Raw genomic sequence first — 16,519 nt, forward strand, 5'->3', positions numbered from 1 at the left:
CGCTGACCACGGCGGAAGTCTCGAAGCTGAGCACCGCGCAATTCTCGGCGCTCGTAGGTGGCGGCCATCTTGGGTCGTTGACGTCGTCGGCTGCAAACGCGCTGTCGGCTGCGCAGATCGGCGCACTGGGCACGGCAGGCCTGACGACACTGTTGGGTATCACCGGTGAAACGCTGGGCACGGCACAGGTCTCGGGCCTGACCACGGCACAGGTGGCGAATCTGACGTCGACGCAGGTCAGTACGCTGACCACGGCAGAAGTCTCGAAGCTGAGCACCGCGCAGGTTGCCGCGCTCGTTGGCGGCGGCCATCTCGGCTCGTTGACGTCGTCGGCTGCAAACGCGCTGTCGGCGGCTCAGATCGGTGCACTGGGCACGGCAGGTCTGACCACACTGGCAGGTATCGCCGGTGAAGCGCTGAACACGGCACAGGTCACGGGCTTGACCACGGCACAGGTGGCGAATCTGTCGACGACGCAAGTGAGTACGCTGACCTCGGCGGAACTCTCGAAGCTGAGCACCGCGCAGGTCTCCGCGCTGGTTACCGGCGGGAATCTCGGGTCGTTGACGACGTCGGCTACTAGCGGTCTGACGGCTGCTCAGGTCGGTGCGCTGGGTTCGGCAGGTCTGCAAACACTGGCTGGCATCACGGGCGAAGTGCTGACGACGGCACAGATCTCTGGCCTGACCACGGCTCAGGTGCATAGCTTGACCTCGGCGCAAATCACGACGCTGCTGACCACGGCAGATGTCGCCAAGCTGTCGACGCCGCAGATCCAAGCGTTGACGTCGAGCGCAGTGCAGGCACTCGGCTTCTAATGGATAAAGCCCGGGGACATCCCGGGCTTGACCCTCTAGCGCCGTAGCCGCCCCTGTTTTCCGAGGGGCGGGTCTGTGAAGATAAACGTGCCCATCTGTTCGGCCATAAGCCGTGAGATGGGCACGCCTGTATTGTGGGATCTGCCTGAACCGGGTAAGGTGCGGCATCCTTGCCTCACGTGACAAATCCAGTGGAAAACGAATACGCCCTTAAAGTTCTGGCCGCCTGTCGCGCAGAGCTGTCGCTTGTCGATCTGATCGAGTACGCAAACCGGATCAGTGAAGTCGGGCTGAGCGAGCTGTCTCAGGTGCTTTATCGGACGTGGCTCGACCATAACGCGACGCCGTTCAACCATCTAGTCTGGTTCAATCTCGGCGCGACCTATCTCCAGTTCAATCGCCTCGATGACGCGAAGCGCGCGTTCCGCCAGGCGATCGACCTCGCGCCCGCCTTCATACAGCCGCGACTCAATCTTGGGCAGCTATACGAGCGCCTGGGCGACCCGAATGCGGCGCTGGCCGAGTGGATGTGGGTAGCGCGTACCATCTCGGACCACGACACCGCCAACGTGCCGTTGCGTCTTCAGGCGCTTAACAATCTCGGACGTCTGTCCGAAATAGAAAGAAAGTTCGCTGACGCGCTCGACTGGCTCGGCCAGAGCCTGGCAATCCAGCCCGACCAAACCGACGTATTGCAGCACTGGGTGTTTCTGCGCGCGAAAACCTGCTCGTGGCCCGTCTACGCGCAGCAGCATGGTGTGGATCTCGAGCTGATGCGCCAGTCCACGTCGGCGCTCGCGATGATTTCGCAGTCGGATGATCCGGCCGCGCAACTGGCTGCGGCACGGCGTTTCGTCGACGAAAAGGTTGGTATCAGTCCGCCGGCGCTCACGGATGGCCGCGGTTACGGGCACGAAAAGCTGCGGATCGGCTATCTGTCCTCGGATTTCTGTCTGCACCCGGTGGCGATGCTGACGGTCGAACTGCTCGAATTGCACGACCGAGAGAATTTTGAGGTATACGGCTACTGCTGGGCGCGCGACGACGGCTCCGCGCTGCGCCACCGTGTGATCCACGCGGTCGATCATTTTCATCGCATCGACAAGCTCAGCGATGCCGAAGCGGCGCAACTGATCCGCGAACACGAGATCGACATCCTGGTCGATCTGCACGGTCAGACCTTCGGTGCACGCCCCAACGTCCTGGCGGCACGACCGGCTCCGGTGCAGATCACGTACCTGGGGTTGCCGGCGACCACCGGATTCCCGTTCATTGACTACGTTATCGCCGACCGGTATTTGATTCCGCCGGAATTCACGCAGTATTACACCGAGCGCATGTTGTACATGCCGGACATATACCAGGTCAGCGACCGCCAGCGGGTGATCTCCGAAGCGCCGTCGCGCGAGAGTTGCGGACTGCCGGACACGGGCTTCGTGTTCTGCTCGTTCAATAACAACTACAAATTTACGCCGGAGATGTTCGATATCTGGATGAGCATCCTGAAGCGTGTGCCGGATAGCGTGTTATGGCTGCTGTCCGACAACGAGTGGGCGCAGGCCAATCTGCGCGAGGCGGCGGTAGCGCGCGGCGTGGACCCGCAGCGTTTGGTGTTCGCGAAACGCGCATCTCCGGCGGACTTCCTCGCACGTCTTTCCATTGCCGATCTGTTCCTCGACACCTACCCGTTCAACGCGGGAACCACGGCCAACGACGCGCTCTGGGCGGGACTGCCGGTGCTGACCTGCGCAGGACGCACATTTGCGTCACGCATGGCAGGCGCTCTACTGACGGCCGCGGGTCTTCCCGAGCTGATTACCGGAAATCTGCGCGATTACGAAGAAAAGGCCGTTGCGCTGGCGGGGGCTGCGCAGGAATTGTCGCGTTTTCGCAGCGTGCTCGCGCAGGTCAAGACGAGTGGTGTGCTGTTCGATACGCCCAGATTCACTCGTAATCTCGAGCAGCGGTTCAGGGAAGTGCTCGAAGCCAAGGCGCTAGATGTGGTGGGCGCTGACGCCACGGATCGTTGATCTTGGTGAATCAGACTACCGTGATTCGGCACGGTCGAGATGATGGTCGACCGCCTCGATCATTCTGCGAAACGACGCCGCGAACGCACGTTCTCTCGTGTCGAACCGCCCAGTGGCAACCCCCTCGACTTCCACCACCATCCGTGTTCCCTGCGAAGTCAGGCGGATGGTTTGCGTAGCCACGTAGAACCCGGCTGTGACATCGCCGTCAACATTGGCGATCATTTCAAAGCCCCGATACATCTCGATTGCTGGTTCTACCATGGCCGTCCCCTCGTGAGTCGACCCATCCTAGCATGACGATGCTGCCGGCATCGTGCGATCAGATCCCGGATTGCGTCTCATATCCAAACGGTCCCTACTTTGCTCCCGACGCGCGCATTTGTTCGGCCGCGGCCTTGTAATCGTAAGTCGGATAAAACTCTGTGCGGTAACCGCCCCAAGCCGTGTTTTCAATCGCGCGATTCACTTCACGCAAGCGGCTGGCCGGCACGCGCAACGTGACCACCTGGCCGACGCCCATCATCACGTACCACGACACCACCTCGATACCGGGTGGCGGGAACGCCTTGAAAAATCCCTGCTCGCGCAACTGTTCGTTGATTTTCGGCAGCGGCTTGGATTCGTCGTGCTTGAGGAAAATGGTCAGGAGAAAAGTATCGTCGCCCGACGGCGCCACACTAGTGGGCGCGCCGCCGGCGGGATTTTGCGCTGGGCCCGAGCTCTGCGCTGGCCCCGATGTTGGCGCAGCCGCGACAGTCACAGGCAGATCAGCGCCCCACGTCAGAGCACTTCCACCGGCAAACAGCGCGGCAAACAGCGCCGCAAAGATGAAACCACGGCAAATGCGCTTTCGTAACATGAAATGCTCCCGAGATAGCCTTGCGTTGATCGACCTCAATTACCGTCATGCACCTTCAAAAGCAATTGCAGAAATGCTTCGCCGCTGCGCGTGAGGGGCCGCGCTTCCTCGACGATGGCGCAGAACGGAATCGTGTATACCGGCGACCCCGCCACCGCCTCAAATCGATAACGCGGCGCCAACTGCGCTGCGAAATGCTCGGGCAGCAGCCCCACATAATGTCCGGTCGCGATCATCGTGGCTACGGCCTCCAGCCCACTGACTTCCGGCCCTTGTTCGAAACCGTGGATCGCCAGCGCATCCTCGACGAAGGGATGCGCGCGATAGACCAAAGGAAGCCGCAATCCCACGCCCACCTCTGCGCCGCGTAGATCGTTCCCCGCCGCCGCAGGGCAATAGAAAACCCGATGCGTCTCCGCGAACAACGGGTACTGACGCAAATTCCGGTCACGCTTATAGACGCCGCGAATCGCAATCTGCACGCGCCTTTCCGCGAGCGCCGCGCCCAGGTCGCGAAACGTCATGATGGACAGGCTCGGCGTGACCAGCGGCGCGATTCTCTTGAGTTCGCCCAACGCTTCGGCAATCCGGCATTTCTCGTGCGTCATCAGGTGTTCGGATACGCCCAACACCAGCGGCCCCGACAGCACCCCGCGCACCGCATCGACTTCCGGCTTGATGCGCTCCAATGCCTCCAGCGCCAGCAACGACACGCGCAATGCCACTTCGCCGCCTTCGGTCAGATGAAAGCCGCTGGGGCCGCGCTCGCATAACTTCAAGCCCAGGCGCGCCTCGACATCGTTGATGTGCCGGCTGATCGACGCCTTCGACATCCCCAGCGCTCGCTCCGCGGCGGCAAAGCCGCCCGCCTGCGCCGCCGCGCAAAATACACGCAGCGAGCGTAAATCGCGCTCAGTAAGGTCGAGTTTTTTCATGGAAAAGGTTACAGTTTTCGAGACCATAGCAGCAAAAAAATAGTTATTCAAAACTATTTTGTCTACCTACAGTGAGCGTTCCAACGACCGGGGAACCCCATGAACACGCTGAATCGACGCAAATTCATCACGCTCGCGGGCGGCCTGACGCTTGCCCTCGCAGCACCTTCTTTCGCTTATGCCGAAGGCGGCTCATTGGCCGACATCCGCAAGCGCGGCGTGCTAACGGTGGGTACCGAGGCCGCGTACGAACCGTTCGAATTCGTCGAGAACGGCAAGGTGGTGGGATACGGACACGACATTCTCGAATACATGGCGGGCAAGCTTGGCGTTACGCTCAACCAGGTCAATCTGCCGTTTCAGGGCTTGTTGCCGGGCCTCATGACGCACAAGTTCGATTTTGTCGCGACCAGTGTCGGCATCAACCCAGAGCGAGCCAAGCGCTTCGCGTTTTCGCAACCCGTGGGCGTGGTCGACACGGTGCTCGTCGTACGCTCGAACGAAAGCGCGATCAAAACGCCTGACGATATCGTAGGCCGCATCGTCGGTACGCAGATGGGGTCGTCGTCGCAGCCTATCGCCCAGGCGTTCGATGTCCAGCTCAAAACCGCAAAGGGTAACGGTTACTCCGATATCAAGCTGTTCCAGGCCTATCCGGATGTGATGGTCGCATTGACCAACAAAACGGTCGATGTTGCGATCTTGCCGTCGATCGTTGCCGCCGTGTTGATGAAAAAGGAGCCTGGCGAATACAAGACGGTTGGGAAAATCGGCGATCCCAAGATGTTGGCGTGGGTGGCCAATCCGGACGACAAGGAAATCCGCGCGTTCATCAACACCTCGCTGGACGAACTGAGCAAAAACGGCCAGCTCGCCACGCTCCAGAAAAAGTGGTTCGGCTACACGATGATTCTTCCCACGAGCGGTTACCTGCCCACCGGATCGGTCTGAACGTCACGTGATGTCGCATGGGTGGATGACTACTTGGGCAAGCTTCGCGCCGTTCGTTCAGGATGTCGTGCAGGGCGCGGCGACAACCGCGGTGGCGAGCGTAGTCGCTTTCGTGCTGGGCATTGCGCTCGGCTCCGTGTTGTTGCTGGCTCGGGTTCATGGTGGCCGTACGTTGGCGGCTCTCGTCGTCATCTACGTCAGCTTCATACGCGGCACGCCTGCGCTGATCCAGATGCTGGTGGCGTATTACGTGCTGCCGTCGATATTGCATCTGCCGCTGTCGCCACTCGCCGCGGGCATACTCGCGCTCACCTTGAACACGGGCGCCTACGTATCGGAAATCTTGCGCGGCGCCAACAATTCACTCGGACACGGGCAATTGCCGGCGGCCCAGGCGCTAGGCCTGACGAGCGTGCAGGCGTGGCGCTACATCATCTTTCCGCAACTGTTCTATCGGACCATTCCGCCGTTGACCAACGAGTTCACGATGTTGCTCAAGGCTTCGTCGCTGATGTCATTGATTGCGGTTCATGAGCTTGCCACGGTTGCACGCGACGCCAGCCTGCAGACCAATTTGCCGCTGCAGGTGTTTTCCGCCGTGGCTGCCGTCTACTTTGTGATCCTGTTCGCGGCGTCCTCGGCGTCGCGGCGTCTCGAACGCCGGGTGGCGAAGGTGTTGCCGCATGGCCATTGATTTTTCCATCGTGCAGTCATCGGTCTTGCCGTTATTGCAAGGCCTCAAGGTCACGGTGCAGGTCTGCGTGCTCGGCATTCCGCTGGGCATTCTGGCGGGGGCCGTGGCCGCGTACCTGACCCGCAGCCCTTGGCGTGCCTTGCGTGCGCTGGTATTTGCGTATGTCGAGATAGTGCGCAACGTACCGTTCCTGATCCTGGTGTACCTGAGCTTTTTCGGGCTGCCGAAGCTCGGCATCTCGATGTCCGCATTCGCGATCGGGGTTGCGGCCACCGCATTTTATACAGGCGGCTACTTCTGCGAAATCATGCGCGGCGCGATCAACAGCCTGGCGCGCGGCCAGGTGCAGGCCGCAAGCTCGCTCGGGCTGACTAATTTCCAGGTCCAGCGCTACATCGTGTTGCCGCAGATCTTCGGCTACCTTGCGCCGGCTACCACCAGCCTCACGATCATGATGTTCAAGGACTCGTCGATCTTCTCGGTGATGAGCCTCACCGAGTTGACGTATCAGAGCAATCTGCTCACCGCGGATACCTTCGCCTACGTCGAAGTCCTGGGGACCACCGCGCTGATCTACTGGGGGTGCAGTGTCTTGCTGGACATCGCGGGCCAGTGGTCGGAACGCTATGCCACCCGTTATCGACGTGCTGCTTAATGGTAGGGCCGGCTAGGCCCGCTAAGCCCACATTCTCTACAACTCTTTTCACGCAGGAGACTTCAACATGACTCGCCCACTGACCGTGCCACCGAAGACCGGACACAAAACCCTGCTCTATGCAGATCTCGCCATGGATCTCGAGCATCTCGAGGCCGACATCGCCGTGCTGGGCATGCCCTACGGCTCGGCTTACTCGGCGGCCGATTTCACCAATGACCAGACGAACGCCCCGACCGCGATCCGTCAAGCGACCGATCGCGTGGTCCGCTCGCCGCGCCACTACGATTTCGACATCGACGGGCCACTACTGCAAGACCGCGACGATATCCGTTTTGTCGATTGCGGCGACGTGATCGCCGATCTCGCCGCGCCCGGCAGTCACTATGTAAAAGTCGAAGCGGTCGTGCGAAAGATCCTGTCCGTCGGCGCGCTGCCTATCATCATGGGCGGCGACCACGGCATCACCACGCCGGTGTTGCGCGCGTTCGATACCCTGGGCCCGATCACGCTGGTGCATATCGATGCCCACCTCGATTGGCGCGATGAGGTGGGCGGGGTGCGCGACGGGTTATCGAGCCCGATACGTCGTGCGTCCGAAATGAAGCACGTCGCGAAGATCGTACAGATCGGTCTGCGCGCGCAAGGTAGTGGCCGTAGAGAAGAACTGGAAGCGGCGCGCGCTTATGGATCCGAGCTGATCACGGCCTACGAGCTGCACGATATCGGCATGGACGCGGTGCTCGCGCGCATTCCCGATGGTGGCAACTACTACCTCACGATCGACGCCGATGGGCTCGACCCCTCGGTGATGCCGGCCGTAGCGGGACCGGCGCCCGGTGGCGTGACCTTCATCCAGGCTCGCAAGCTGATACATGGCCTGGTGAAGAAAGGCCGCGTGGTGGGGATGGATATCGTCGAAATCCAGCCGGAAAAGGACGTCAACCAGATCTCCTGCATTACCGCCGGCCGCCTGATTCTCAACCTGATCGGCAGCGCGATCCGCGCGGGCTATTTCGATAAGCGCAAGTAATTTTCTGGACTTCTGGAGACAGGCAAATGGAACATATCCGCATACGCCCTTTCAACACCAAGGACACCTATCCCGAGCAATCGCTGAGCAACGATTTGGCGCAAGCGGTCGTGGCCGGCAATATGGTTTTTCTGCGCGGCCAGATCGGACAGGATCTCGATAGCTACGAATCGGTGGGAATTGGCGACGCTGCCGCCCAGGCGGAGAAAGCGATGGCCAACGTGAAGATGCTGTTGGAAGAAGCCGGCAGCAAATTGGAAGAAATCTGCAAGGTCACTGTCTATCTGACTGATGTCCGGTATCGCGAGGCGGTGTATCGTGTCATGGGGCGTTGGCTCAAAGGCGTGCACGCGGTTTCGACCGGCGTGGTGGTGAGCGCGCTGGCGCGGCCCGAATGGCTGGTGGAAATCGATGTGATAGCCGTGAAGGCATAGCGGCTTTTCGGAGAATGTATGCAAACCGCTGTTGAACTACTCAGGACGCTGGTGGGTTTTCAGACCGTCAGCCGGCGTTCGAATCTCGACCTGATCGATTTCGTCGAAGGGTACCTGGCCGGCTTCGGCATCGGCGCGCGCCGGGTCTACAGCAGCGATGGCGAGCGCGCGAATCTATACGCGACGATAGGTCCCACGCAGCGCGGCGGTATTTGCCTGTCGGGGCATTCGGACGTGGTGCCCACCGAGGGCCAGCCCTGGAGCACGGACCCCTTTGTCTTGACCGAACGGGCGGGCCGGCTCTTTGGACGCGGCACATCGGACATGAAGGGCTTCATCGCCTGTGTGCTCGCGGCGGTTCCGCACTTCATCGAACACGTCGGCGAAACGCCGATTCATATCGCGATCAGTTACGACGAAGAGATCGGTTGCGTGGGCGTGAGAGGTTTGCTGGAAGAGCTGGCCGGCGATGCCGCGAAACCGACCGGTTGCATCATCGGCGAGCCCACCGAGATGCGCGTGGCCTCTGCTCATAAAGGCAAGAGCGCGTACCGGTGCTGCGTACGCGGTTTGGCGGGCCACTCCGCGCAACCGCAACTGGGTGTCAACGCGATCGAATATGCGGCGGAGCTGGTGGCGTTCCTGCGGCGTGGCGGTCGAGCGCTGCAATCGAGCGGCGCCAGTCACGCACGCTACGATCCGCCGTTTTCCACGGTGCAGACCGGGAAAATACGCGGCGGCGTAGCGATCAACGTCGTGCCCGATCATTGCGAATTCGATTTCGAGATTCGCCAGGTGCCCGGTGAGGACGCGGCACAATTGGTCGGCGATTTGACGGCGTACGCCAAGCAGACGCTACTGCCGGAAATGAGCACGGTTTTTAGCGACGCCGCCATCGATCTGGAGCAACTGAACGCCTATCCGGGTTTGAAGGACGACGCGTCGTCCGAGGCATTGAAGGCGCTGTGCGGTGGATTGCTCGGTGTGCACGATTTCGCCACGCTTTCCTTCGGCACGGAAGGCGGCTTGTTCCAGGCCATCGGGATTCCGACCGTGGTCTGCGGCCCCGGCTCGATCAACCGTGCGCACAAGGCTGACGAATATGTGGAGATCGACGAACTCAAGCAGTGTTATGACTTTCTGACCCGGCTCGTTACGCCGTCTTGAATTGCGTCATTCCTTGCGTCATTCGAGGCCTGTGCCGAAGCCGACCCCAAGCCCGACTCGATACCTGGGAAGCGCCGCGTAGGCGGCTTCCCAGGTATCACCGCCCTCTGGTCTAGGTAAAACCCCTTATTTCCCTGTCAGCCCAGCCGCGTAAAATCGCCTCCGTGTTAAAAACAGAACGTCGTTCTGTCAGAGAGAACGACAAACGTCAGCTGCAAAAAGCCGGCGAAATTCCAGGAGAGGCATATGGCAAGCGCATCGATAGAACCGACTCCCGAGTCGCCGTTACCCCGGGACAGGGTGAGCGCACCAAGCGCACCTGGCGCACTGGGTGTACATGGTGTCAATGCGCGTATCGACCGTTTGCCTGCAACACGGTCGATCTGGATGCTGGTGTTTTTGCTATCGATCGGCGGATGGTTCGAGTTCTACGACCTGTTCTTTACCGCCTACGTCGGTCCGGGCTTGGTCAAGAGCGGCATGTTCTCTACGACGACCGCATCGTTTTTCGGCTTCTCGGGTCTGGGCGCTTTTGTGGCCGCATCGTTCGCCGGACTCTTCATCGGTACATTCTTCTTCGCCGGCATGGCCGACCGCTATGGTCGCCGCGCGGTATTTACCGTGGCCCTGCTGTGGTATTCAGTGGCGACGCTGGTGATGGCATTCCAGACCACGGCGGGCAGTATTAATCTCTGGCGCTTGATCGCAGGCATCGGTGTGGGCGTGGAGCTCGTCACGATCGACACCTACGTGAGCGAACTGGTGCCCCGACATCTGCGCGGGCGCGCGTTCGCATTTGTGCACGCGATCCAATACAGCGCCGTGCCCGCAGTGGCGCTGCTGGCGTGGTGGCTGGTGCCGCAGGCGCCGCTGGGACTCGACGGCTGGCGCTGGGTGGTGATCATCGGGGCGCTCGGCGCATTGGTGGTTTGGGCGATACGCCGCAGCCTTCCGGAAAGCCCGCGCTGGCTGGCCCAGCAAGGTCGAGCCGCACAGGCGGACGAGGTGCTGAGCAAACTCGAGAAAAAGGTTGCCGCTCAATATGGGCGCGCGCTACCGCCGCCCTTGGCCACTGTCGAGCCCGCCACGAGCAAGGCGTCATTCCGCGAGATCTGGCAACCGCCGTATCGCAAACGTGCGATCACGCTGTTGGTGTTCAACCTATTTCAGTCGATCGGCTTCTACGGCTTCGCCTCATGGGTGCCCACTTTGCTGGTGTCTAAAGGCGTCACCATCACTCACAGCTTGATGTACGCTTTCGTGATCGCGATTTCGAACCCGGTCGGCCCACTCCTCGGCATGGTGATTGCCGATCGGATCGAACGCAAGTGGCTGATCGTGCTGTCCGCGCTAGGCATCGCCGTATTCGGCACCTTGTTCGCGACGCAGACGTCCGCGTGGCTGCTGATGGTGCTCGGCGTCCTGATCACGCTGTGCGGCACGCTGCTCTCGGTTGGATACCACGCGTACCAGACAGAACTGTTCCCGACTCGGGTGCGAGCGCGTGCGGTGGGGTTTGTTTATTCGATGTCGCGTATCAGTGCGATGTTCTCGGGCTTTCTGATTGCGTTCACCTTGCGTCATTTCGAAGTGACAGGGGTGTTCGCGCTGATCAGCGCGTCCATGGTGATGGTAATGGGCGCGATCGGCATTTTCGGGCCGCGCACTAATGGCCGTAACCTCGATGAGATTTCGCAGTGAAGGGCTCGCACTGAGCCGCACGCGGTGAGTTCACGGCAGTGAATTCGTGGCAGCAAATGCATGGCAGCAACGCAGTGGCAGCGAAGCAGTGGCAGTAAAGCCGCGCTCGGGAGTCCGCATTACATTGAAGGAGTTTGATCATGGCGTTACCGTTGTCCGGTGTTCGGGTACTGGATCTCTCGAACGTTCTGGCCGGCCCGTTTTGCGCCTATCAGTTGGCGCTGCTAGGCGCAGAAGTGATCAAGGTCGAGCATCCGGAAGGCGGCGATCTGGCGCGCCGGCTTGGCGCCGATCCGCAGGCGTCGGCACGCAATATGGGCACCTCGTTTGTCGCGGTGAATGCCGGCAAGCAGTCGATCACGCTGAACCTGAAGGCGCCACGCGGCAAGGAGATCCTGCGCCAGTTGGTGGCCAACGCCGATGTACTGGTCGAGAATTTTCGGCCCGGCGTAATGACCAGGCTAGGGCTCGATTACGAGCAGCTCAAGCCGTTCAATCCCAAGCTGGTGTACTGCGCCATTTCGGGGTTCGGCGCCGACGGTGAATTCGCCAGCCGGCCCGCTTATGATCAGATCATCCAGGGAATCTCGGGCGTAATGAGCGTCACCGGCGACGCCGATAGCGCACCGTTGCGGGTCGGCTATCCGGTCTCGGATACGGTTGGCGGCCTGACCGCGGCGTTCGGCATCTGTGCAGCGCTCGTCGATGCGCGCACCAGCGGGCAGGGACGCATGCTGGACGTGTCGATGCTGGAAGCGACACTTTCGACCATGGGTTGGGTGGTATCGAACTACCTGAACGCTGGCGTCACACCTACGCCGATGGGCAACGAGAATTTCACCGCGGCGCCATCCGGCACATTTCGCACCGGCGATGGCCTGCTCAATATCGCGGCGAATGAGACCAAACAATTCCTTAGCCTGTGCACGCTGATCGGCCGCGCGGACTTGGCGACCGACGCGCGGTTTTCGGAACGCAATGCACGCAAGCTGAACCGCGTCGAGTTGAAAGCCGAGATCGAACAGGCGCTTGCCGCAGGAAGTGCTGCGATGTGGGAAGAAAAATTCGTCGCCGCTGGCGTGCCTGCCGGACGCGTGATGTCGGTACCCGAAATTCTTGCGCATCCGCACCTGGCTACGCGAAATTTTGTCTGCGAATTACCGGTCGAGTCGCGCGTCGAGCCGCGGGGCGACGCGCGAGAGGAAACGCGAGACGAGGCCACGGCCGCCCTCGCGCCTCAGCGCGTCACGCGTGCCGGGTTTCAAATCTCGGGCGGCGATACGGCGCCGACCACGCCGGCTCCGGCCTTGTCCGCGCATACACGCGTTCATCTTGCGGCACTGGGCTACACCGACGAACAAATCGAAACATTGCGCGCTGAAGGAGTCATTTGAGCATGGACAAGCCTATCGATGCCGCCGCACTAGCGGCCGACTATTGGAGCACCGCGATCATCGATATCCATCCGGGATCGATCCGGGCGCGTGGATATCCGATTCAGGAGTTGATCGGCAACGTCAGTTTCCCGCAGATGATCTGGTTGATGCTGCGTGGCGAACTGCCCAGCGCCGGCCAGGTTCGCCTGCTCGAAGCGGCCTTGGTCGCATCGGTCGATCACGGGCCGCACGCGCCATCGATTGCAATTTCGCGCATGGCGATCAGTTGCGGTTTGCCGTTGAACGGCGCGATGGCCTCGGCGCTGAACACGCTCGACGATGTGCACGGCGGCGCGGGTCAACAGGCGATCGAGTTATTCGACGCGATTGTGCAGCGCATGGACAGCGGTGTCGCGCTGAATGCTGCGATCGAGCAGGAGCTCGACGCGTTTATCGCTGTGCGGGGCAAATACCTGCCCGGTTTCGGACACCGCTTTCATCCCATCGATCCGCGTGCGGGGCGCTTGCTCGGCATGGTTGACGAAGCCGCTGCGCAGGGCATCGTCGACGGCCGGTACGCGGCGATCGCGCGGGGCATCGAGGCGCTTTTGCTCAAGCGCAAAGGCCGACCGATCCCGATGAATATCGATGGGGCGACAGCGGTCGTGTATGCCGAACTTGGCTTTGCGGCTGAGTTGGCGCGTGGGGTGTTCTGTCTGTCGCGCGCGGTTGGCATTCTCGCGCACGCATGGGAGCAGCGCGGCCGCAACGAACGCAACAAGGGGCCGATGCCGCGTCAACTGCCGTACAAATATACGGGTGCCCCCGAGCGACATCTCGGCACGGGCGAGGCCGAGCAAGGGTAGAGCGGTAGTGGGCGCTTAAGCGTGCAGGCGGGCGGTCCGCAGCGGTCCCGCATCGCCGCCCAAGGCATCGGTCGCGCGCGCCGCGCAGTTGAACAGCGCGTCGATATTGCGTTCGATGAATGCCTGATCGATTCGTGAACTGGGGCCTGCCAGCGTCAGCACGCCGCGCAGGCTTTGCGACAGCCCGAATACCGGCACAGAAATTCCCGCCGTCTCCCGATCGCGCTCGCCGATCGAAACGCAGAAAAAATCGCGGCGTATGGTGTCGTAGATTTCGCCGGCCACCCCACTGAATGCCAGCAACGCTCTGCCACCCGAGCCGCTTTCCAGCGGCAGCACATCGCCTTCGCGCACGTGGAACCGCACCGCATGCTTGGAATCCACCCGATGCAGGCACACTCGCACCGCTTGATCGCGCACGTAAAACGCCACGCTTTCGCCGCTCGATTCGGCGAGCTCGCGCATCAGCGGCACCACGATATCGCCGACCTTCAGGCTGCGTTGATAAAGTGCGCCCAACATGAAAGACGCGGGGCCTATCTGATAGCGACCGTCATCGAGCCGCAGCAGCAAGCGATGCTGGATCAACGAGCCGGCCAGCCGCAACAGCGTGCTCTTGTACAAACCGGTGCGCGCGGCCAGTTCGGCCAGGCTCAGCGGCGCGTCGTCGGGTTTGAAGGCGAACAGGATGGCGCACGCGCGATCCAGCACCGCGACGCCTTCGCTTTCTTTGGAGCTGACGATGCTGCTGGGTTTGTCCATTCGATGAAGGTACGGAGACAGTGCGAAGAAACCCGATTTTACGCGATGGACGCCTGCGCCGGGGTTTCGTGACGGTGCCCGTTCAAAGCGACAGCGTCTCGATCAGTTGCCCCAGCTTGCGCAGCGCGTGATCGAGTTCGACGGTATAGGGCGCGCCGCAACTGATGCGCAGAAAGCGCGCGCAGCGATTCGAATTCGAAAACATCGCCCCGGGCGCGATCCGAATGCCCAGCGTCAGCGCCTGCTCGAACACCACCAGCGTATCGATCTGGCCCGGCAGCTCGACCCATAACAACAGACCGCCATCGGGTCGGGTCAGGCGCGTGCCGCTCGGGAAGTAAGCGGCGATGGCGGCGGCAGTGCGCTCGCGCTGCTGACGCAGTTGTTCGCGCAAGCGGGCCAAATGCCGATCGTAGGCGGGGCTACCCATAAAATCGGCGGCGACGATCTGCGGCCATTCTTCGTTATGACGGCTCTGTGCAAATTTCAACATCCTGACGCGTTCGAGCCAACGGCCGGCCGCCATCCAGCCCAGCCGCATTCCGGGCGCAAGAGTCTTGTTCAGCGACGCACAGTAGATCACGTTGCCCTCCTCATCCCACGCTTTGGCCGCTTTGAGCGGTGTCGCACGATCCGACAATTCGCGGTACGGATCGTCCTCGATAACCGCAATGCCGTGTTGCGCGCACAGTTGAATCAACTGCCCCTTGTGAGCGTCCGGCATGATGCTGCCCAGCGGATTTTGCAGATTGGGCACCACCACGACCGCTTTGATGTTGCTATAGGTTTCAATGGCCAACTCAAGCGCCTCCAGCGACAAGCCGGTGGTGGGGCTGGTCGGAATCTCGAGTGCACGCATGCCCAGGCTTTCCAGAATCTGCAGCAAGCCGAAAAAAGTCGGCGATTCGACCGCGACGATATCGCCGGGCTGAGCCACCGCGCGCAAGGCGAGGTTCACAGCTTCGATGCCGCCGTGGGTCACGACGACATCCTCGGGCGCCACGTGTATGCCGGCCGTCAACGCGCGGCGTGCCAGCACGCGTCTAAACGCCAGATTGCCGTGATGCGAGCCGTACGTGGTCAGTAACTCGGGCGCATGTCGCAAAGCACGCAAGGCCGAAGTCTTGAGCAATTGCGCGGGGTAGAGTTCCGGCGCGGCTGTGGCGCCCCCCAGATTGAGCGCGTCCGGAAACTGATATTGCCGATTGATGATGGCGGAGATGCCCGCATGCACCCCAACATATTGGGCTGGATCGACCTGCATGGCGTCGGGTTCGGAGGAGGTCGGCAACGCGACAGCCGCTGCGCGTCGGACGAAATAGCCCGAGCGTGCTCTGGCCTCCAGCCAGCCTTCTCGTTCCAGGTGCCGGCATACCTGCAGCGCGGTCGATAAACTGACCGCATGTTGCCGCATCAACGCTCGCACCGAAGGCATGCGATCGCCGGGCCGCAGCGCGCCGGATGCGATGGTGCTGCGATAGTGCTCGGCAATCTGCTTGTAAAGCGGCGTGCTGGGTCGCTGCGCCGCAGCGGGCTCAACAACGGGCCCAAGCGCGGACTCAACGTGCGATTCAAGCGGGTTTTGCGAGGGGGAGGACGGTTTCATGGTTAGTGATCATGCAAGCGTTGGCGTCGCGAAAACAGATACAGACTTGCATGATACGCACCGGAACAGCAGCAGCCCCCGCGATCTGTTGCGGCTCAGATTGCAAATCTCTGTGCCTGTATCTAGCGCATCGCCGCACATAGACTGGCTGCACGCTTACTCACAACAGAGCCCGATCCATGTGTGCGATTCAGTCCCTTTCTTCCCTGCCCGGCGAATCCGTTGAAATTCGATTGACGGGCGACCTGGCCCTGACCCGGTATCTGTGCGCGAAAAGTCGCATCGTGGTCACACACGGCGCAGTCCTGCTGCGTTATTCCGACCCGACGTTGGCCCGGTTGTGTGCGCCTTCGCCGCACAGAGAGGTCGTTGTGCACGAGGGCGAGTCGTATGCGCTGACGACACGTGGCATGGTCAGGTTCGAGGCTAGTCGGCGGGGCTACAGTGGCGACGCCGCTTGCTGTGTCATCGTATTGCCCGCAGCCGGTTATGACCTCGTGCGACTGTGGACGGTGGTGTCGTCGTGGCTCACATCGCATTGGCCGCGCGTCGCGGGATTCGTACGTCAGCGCAGACAATCAGTTGCGCGGCAAAAAACGCACGGTCAATCCGACTAATAAATAGCCACG

At 61.3% G+C, this 16,519-nt stretch carries 16 protein-coding genes and 1 pseudogene; 12 read left to right on the forward strand and 5 right to left on the reverse strand.

Annotated features, from left to right (window positions below; translation table 11 throughout):
- Together GSQ77_RS29330 and GSQ77_RS27735 are read left to right on the forward strand one after the other, a co-directional pair.
- Positions 1 to 818: pseudogene (locus tag GSQ77_RS29330) on the forward strand (heme utilization protein); the annotation flags it as partial.
- A gap of 191 nt (positions 819 to 1,009) precedes the next feature.
- Positions 1,010 to 2,848 carry a tetratricopeptide repeat protein gene (locus GSQ77_RS27735; RefSeq protein WP_158907161.1) on the forward strand — a complete coding sequence of 613 codons (1,839 nt, stop codon included), beginning with the start codon at positions 1,010 to 1,012 and terminating at the stop codon, positions 2,846 to 2,848.
- Between the two features lie 15 nt (positions 2,849 to 2,863).
- Here the strand turns inward: GSQ77_RS27735 and GSQ77_RS27740 are convergent, their stop codons facing one another.
- The 3 genes from GSQ77_RS27740 to GSQ77_RS27750 all read right to left on the reverse strand — a co-directional run bounded on the left by GSQ77_RS27740 (position 2,864) and on the right by GSQ77_RS27750 (position 4,645).
- Positions 2,864 to 3,112 (reverse strand): hypothetical protein, encoded by a 249-nt coding sequence (locus tag GSQ77_RS27740; RefSeq protein ID WP_158907163.1) that lies wholly within the window; start codon positions 3,110 to 3,112, stop codon positions 2,864 to 2,866.
- Positions 3,113 to 3,206: 94 nt separating this feature from the next.
- On the reverse strand, positions 3,207 to 3,710 hold the full coding sequence (locus tag GSQ77_RS27745; RefSeq protein ID WP_254067861.1) for a hypothetical protein: 504 nt from the start codon (positions 3,708 to 3,710) through the stop codon (positions 3,207 to 3,209).
- A 35-nt stretch (positions 3,711 to 3,745) separates the two neighbouring features.
- Complete coding sequence (locus GSQ77_RS27750) at positions 3,746 to 4,645, reverse strand: LysR family transcriptional regulator (protein ID WP_158907165.1); 900 nt, start codon at positions 4,643 to 4,645, stop codon at positions 3,746 to 3,748.
- Positions 4,646 to 4,744: 99 nt separating this feature from the next.
- On the opposite strand from GSQ77_RS27750, the gene GSQ77_RS27755 reads away from it, so the two are divergent.
- The 9 genes from GSQ77_RS27755 (at position 4,745) to GSQ77_RS27795 (ending at position 13,522) form a co-directional block, all read left to right on the forward strand.
- Complete coding sequence (locus tag GSQ77_RS27755) at positions 4,745 to 5,596, forward strand: transporter substrate-binding domain-containing protein (RefSeq protein ID WP_158907167.1); 852 nt, start codon at positions 4,745 to 4,747, stop codon at positions 5,594 to 5,596.
- Positions 5,597 to 5,621: 25 nt separating this feature from the next.
- Positions 5,622 to 6,290, forward strand: a complete 669-nt coding sequence (locus tag GSQ77_RS27760) for an amino acid ABC transporter permease (RefSeq protein WP_254067862.1) — start codon at positions 5,622 to 5,624, stop codon at positions 6,288 to 6,290.
- Complete coding sequence (locus GSQ77_RS27765; RefSeq protein WP_158907171.1) at positions 6,280 to 6,945, forward strand: amino acid ABC transporter permease; 666 nt, start codon at positions 6,280 to 6,282, stop codon at positions 6,943 to 6,945. The genes GSQ77_RS27760 and GSQ77_RS27765 overlap by 11 nt, the downstream gene beginning before the upstream one ends.
- Positions 6,946 to 7,012: 67 nt before the next feature.
- A complete protein-coding gene (locus GSQ77_RS27770; protein ID WP_158907173.1) occupies positions 7,013 to 7,978 on the forward strand; it encodes an agmatinase in 966 nt (321 codons plus the stop codon).
- Positions 7,979 to 8,004: 26 nt separating this feature from the next.
- Entirely contained in the window at positions 8,005 to 8,412 is a 408-nt protein-coding gene (locus GSQ77_RS27775) for a RidA family protein (protein WP_158907175.1), read from the forward strand.
- Positions 8,413 to 8,430: 18 nt separating this feature from the next.
- The gene (argE, locus tag GSQ77_RS27780; protein WP_158907177.1) at positions 8,431 to 9,579 is read left to right on the forward strand and encodes an acetylornithine deacetylase; all 1,149 of its coding nucleotides are present in this window, start codon (positions 8,431 to 8,433) and stop codon (positions 9,577 to 9,579) included.
- Between the two features lie 246 nt (positions 9,580 to 9,825).
- Positions 9,826 to 11,280, forward strand: coding sequence for an MFS transporter (locus GSQ77_RS27785; RefSeq protein ID WP_158907179.1), 1,455 nt, complete (start codon positions 9,826 to 9,828; stop codon positions 11,278 to 11,280).
- Positions 11,281 to 11,420: 140 nt separating this feature from the next.
- The gene (locus GSQ77_RS27790; protein WP_158907181.1) at positions 11,421 to 12,674 is read left to right on the forward strand and encodes a CaiB/BaiF CoA-transferase family protein; all 1,254 of its coding nucleotides are present in this window, start codon (positions 11,421 to 11,423) and stop codon (positions 12,672 to 12,674) included.
- Positions 12,675 to 12,676: 2 nt separating this feature from the next.
- Positions 12,677 to 13,522 (forward strand): citryl-CoA lyase, encoded by an 846-nt coding sequence (locus GSQ77_RS27795; protein WP_158907183.1) that lies wholly within the window; start codon positions 12,677 to 12,679, stop codon positions 13,520 to 13,522.
- A 15-nt stretch (positions 13,523 to 13,537) separates the two neighbouring features.
- Here the strand turns inward: GSQ77_RS27795 and GSQ77_RS27800 are convergent, their stop codons facing one another.
- Positions 13,538 to 14,284, reverse strand: a complete 747-nt coding sequence (locus GSQ77_RS27800; protein WP_158907185.1) for an IclR family transcriptional regulator — start codon at positions 14,282 to 14,284, stop codon at positions 13,538 to 13,540.
- Positions 14,285 to 14,366: 82 nt separating this feature from the next.
- Positions 14,367 to 15,890 (reverse strand): PLP-dependent aminotransferase family protein, encoded by a 1,524-nt coding sequence (locus tag GSQ77_RS27805; RefSeq protein WP_158907187.1) that lies wholly within the window; start codon positions 15,888 to 15,890, stop codon positions 14,367 to 14,369.
- A 179-nt stretch (positions 15,891 to 16,069) separates the two neighbouring features.
- Here GSQ77_RS27805 and GSQ77_RS27810 point away from each other — a divergent pair, with 179 nt between their 5' ends.
- Positions 16,070 to 16,507, forward strand: a complete 438-nt coding sequence (locus tag GSQ77_RS27810; protein ID WP_158907189.1) for a hypothetical protein — start codon at positions 16,070 to 16,072, stop codon at positions 16,505 to 16,507.
- Positions 16,508 to 16,519: the final 12 nt, after the last annotated feature.

Source organism: Burkholderia sp. L27(2015), from assembly GCF_009765705.1.
Taxonomy (GTDB): domain Bacteria; phylum Pseudomonadota; class Gammaproteobacteria; order Burkholderiales; family Burkholderiaceae; genus LMUX01.

Coding starts and splice junctions, on each gene's coding strand:
- GSQ77_RS27805 (WP_158907187.1), bottom strand. CDS start 15,890: ATGAAACCGTCCTCCCCCTCGCAAAACCCGCTTGAATCGCACGTTGAG.
- GSQ77_RS27785 (WP_158907179.1), top strand. CDS start 9,826: ATGGCAAGCGCATCGATAGAACCGACTCCCGAGTCGCCGTTACCCCGG.
- GSQ77_RS27760 (WP_254067862.1), top strand. CDS start 5,622: ATGACTACTTGGGCAAGCTTCGCGCCGTTCGTTCAGGATGTCGTGCAG.
- GSQ77_RS27745 (WP_254067861.1), bottom strand. CDS start 3,710: ATGTTACGAAAGCGCATTTGCCGTGGTTTCATCTTTGCGGCGCTGTTT.
- argE (WP_158907177.1), top strand. CDS start 8,431: ATGCAAACCGCTGTTGAACTACTCAGGACGCTGGTGGGTTTTCAGACC.
- GSQ77_RS27775 (WP_158907175.1), top strand. CDS start 8,005: ATGGAACATATCCGCATACGCCCTTTCAACACCAAGGACACCTATCCC.
- GSQ77_RS27750 (WP_158907165.1), bottom strand. CDS start 4,645: ATGAAAAAACTCGACCTTACTGAGCGCGATTTACGCTCGCTGCGTGTA.
- GSQ77_RS27770 (WP_158907173.1), top strand. CDS start 7,013: ATGACTCGCCCACTGACCGTGCCACCGAAGACCGGACACAAAACCCTG.
- GSQ77_RS27800 (WP_158907185.1), bottom strand. CDS start 14,284: ATGGACAAACCCAGCAGCATCGTCAGCTCCAAAGAAAGCGAAGGCGTC.
- GSQ77_RS27765 (WP_158907171.1), top strand. CDS start 6,280: ATGGCCATTGATTTTTCCATCGTGCAGTCATCGGTCTTGCCGTTATTG.
- GSQ77_RS27810 (WP_158907189.1), top strand. CDS start 16,070: ATGTGTGCGATTCAGTCCCTTTCTTCCCTGCCCGGCGAATCCGTTGAA.
- GSQ77_RS27795 (WP_158907183.1), top strand. CDS start 12,677: ATGGACAAGCCTATCGATGCCGCCGCACTAGCGGCCGACTATTGGAGC.
- GSQ77_RS27790 (WP_158907181.1), top strand. CDS start 11,421: ATGGCGTTACCGTTGTCCGGTGTTCGGGTACTGGATCTCTCGAACGTT.
- GSQ77_RS27740 (WP_158907163.1), bottom strand. CDS start 3,112: ATGGTAGAACCAGCAATCGAGATGTATCGGGGCTTTGAAATGATCGCC.
- GSQ77_RS27755 (WP_158907167.1), top strand. CDS start 4,745: ATGAACACGCTGAATCGACGCAAATTCATCACGCTCGCGGGCGGCCTG.